At 73.9% G+C, this 2,524-nt stretch carries 2 protein-coding genes; one reads left to right on the top strand and one right to left on the bottom strand.

What is annotated here, in order from left to right; translation table 11 throughout:
* A partial coding sequence (locus AB7J25_RS30715) for a helicase HerA-like domain-containing protein (protein WP_428514905.1) occupies nucleotides 1–1,433 on the top strand: 1,433 nt, incomplete at its 5' end.
* 72 nt (nucleotides 1,434–1,505) lie between these two features.
* Here AB7J25_RS30715 and AB7J25_RS30710 read toward each other — a convergent pair.
* Nucleotides 1,506–2,524, bottom strand: a 1,019-nt coding sequence (locus tag AB7J25_RS30710; protein ID WP_428514903.1) for a PH domain-containing protein, incomplete at its 5' end; no start/stop codon positions are given.

Raw genomic sequence — 2,524 nt, 5'->3', positions numbered from 1 at the left:
ACCGCCACGGCCTGGTCGCGGGCGCCACCGGCACGGGCAAGACGAAGACGCTGCAGGGCATCGCGGAGCAGCTCTCGTCCGCCGGCGTGCCGGTCCTGCTGGCCGACATCAAGGGCGACGTCTCCGGCATGTCCCGCCCCGGCACGCCGAACCCGAAGATCGACGCGCGCGCCGCGGACACCGGCGACGACTGGACGCCCACCGCGTACCCGGTCGAGTTCCTGTCGCTGGGCGGGGGCAGCTCGGCGATCCCGATCCGGGCGACGCTCACGCAGTTCGGGCCGATCCTGCTGAGCAAGGTGCTCGACCTCAACGACACCCAGGAGTCCACGCTCGGCCTGATCTTCCACTGGGCGGACCAGCGCAACCTGCCGCTGCTCGACACCAAGGATCTGCGCGCGGTCATCCAGCACCTCACCAGCGACGAGGGCAAGGCGGACCTCAAGGGGATCGGCGGGGTGTCGTCGGCGACGGCCGGGGTGATCCTCCGGGCGCTGGTGAACCTGGAGGCGCAGGGCGGGAACGACTTCTTCGGTGAGCCCGAGTTCGACCCCGCGGACCTGATGCGGCTCGGGCCGGACGGCAAGGGCGTCGTCACGCTGCTGGAGCTCGCCGACCAGGCGGCGAACCCGCGGCTGTACTCGACGTTCCTCATGTGGCTGCTCGCGGAGCTCTTCGAGGACCTCCCCGAGGCGGGCGACCTCGACAAGCCCAAGCTCGTCTTCTTCTTCGACGAGGCGCACCTGCTGTTCACCGACGCGTCCAAGGCGTTCCTGGAGCGCATCGAGCAGACGGTGAAGCTGATCCGCTCCAAAGGCGTGGGCGTGTTCTTCTGCACCCAGTTGCCCACCGACGTCCCGAACTCGGTGCTCTCCCAGCTCGGCGCGCGGATCCAGCACGCGCTGCGCGCGTTCACGCCGGAGGACCAGGCGGCGCTGGCCAAGACCGTCAAGACCTACCCGACCACCGAGCACTACGACATCGAGAAGGCCCTGACGTCGCTGGGCACCGGCGAGGCGATCGTCACGGTGCTTTCCGAGCGCGGTGCGCCGACGCCGGTGGCGTGGGCTCGGATGCGGGCGCCCCGCTCGCTGATGGCAGCGATCGGGCCGGAGGCGATCACCGAGGCGGCGAAGGCGTCCCCGCTGTACGGGAAGTACGGGGTGACGGTCGACCGGGAGTCCGCCTACGAGCGGCTGACCCGCCGGATCGCCGCGGACGGCAGCGCGGGGGCGGAGGCGGAGGTCTCGACGGCGCCCGCACCGGAATCCGACGATGCGCCGCGCCGGCGGGCCCCGCAGCGCGAGGAGCCCGGCTTCGTGGAGACGGCGCTGAACTCGCCCGCGGTCAAGTCGTTCCTGCGCTCGGCGGGCAGCGCCCTGGGCCGGGAGATCATGCGGGGGATCTTCGGGACGCGCTCGCGGCGGCGGTGAGGCCGGGCCGTCCCGGGCGGACCGGGTCCGGGCGGCGAGTGCCGGCGTGGTGCGGTGGCGGCGGTCGACTGCTCAGCGGCCCGGATGAGCGGGCGGACGAGGTCCGGCGTCGGCGAGGAACGGGGTCAGCAGCCCGGGGACGGCCGCGTCGGCGAGCGCGACCCCGTCGGCGGCAGCGATGTCCACGACCGGGTAGCCGCCGTCGCCCGCCGCCGTGACGGCCGTCAGCGTCACGAGGCCGGAGCGACGCTGGAAGACGCTCTGCCGCAGTGTCCAGCCGATCACGCCGCCGCGCTGCAGCGCAGCGGTGCGCCGCAGCAGCGATCCGTGGCGGGACACGAGATAGCGCTCGGTGAGGGCGTGGCCGAGGTTGCGCCAGCGGTCGTAGCCCACGATCGCCGCCAGCGGCAGGAGCGCGAGCGCCACCGGGCCCAGGCCCGTCCGCACCAGCGACACGTCGAGCAGCCAGAGCGCCGCGACAAGCACGACGGCACCGCCGACGGCCCGGTTCAACCGGCGGACGAGCGCCGTCCGCGGGTGGCGACGCAGCGGCGTGCGCGTGACGGGACCGTCGCGCAGCACCGCCGCCGCGAGCCGGTGACCCTCGGCGATCGGGGCGGGCGGCCCGAGCACGCCGCCCTCGCCGCCCCCGGACAGGCCCGTCGAGACGGCCTTCGCCTGGCCCCCGCGCCCGAGGCGCAGCAGGAGCGGCTCGGAGATCTCCACGCCGCGCAGCCGCTCCTCGGCCACGGACAGCGACCGCCGGGTCAGCAGGCCGCGGCGCACCCGCAGCGTCCCGTCCGGCTCGCGGGTGAGCCGGTAGCCGAACCAGCGTTCCGCGAAGAGCAGCATCGCCCCGGCGACGGCGATCCCGACGAGCGCGGCGACCAGCACGAGGACGGCCAGGAGCAGGGACATCGCGAAACGGTCGCCCGCGGTGTCGACGAGGTCGCCCGGGGACAGACCGACGTCGCCCACGATGTTGAACAGGGCACCGACGAACGCACCGACGGCGGCGAGCGAGGACACCGTCAACGGGGCGTAGCGGATCCACGCCCAGTCCAGCCGCGCCAGCTCCTCGGACTGCGGTG

It is taken from the genome of Pseudonocardia sp. (genome assembly GCF_050246655.1).
Taxonomy (GTDB): Bacteria; Actinomycetota; Actinomycetes; order Mycobacteriales; family Pseudonocardiaceae; genus Pseudonocardia.
Note: the sequence above shows the minus strand (reverse complement) of the source record. Positions and strands in the feature narration are given on the sequence as shown.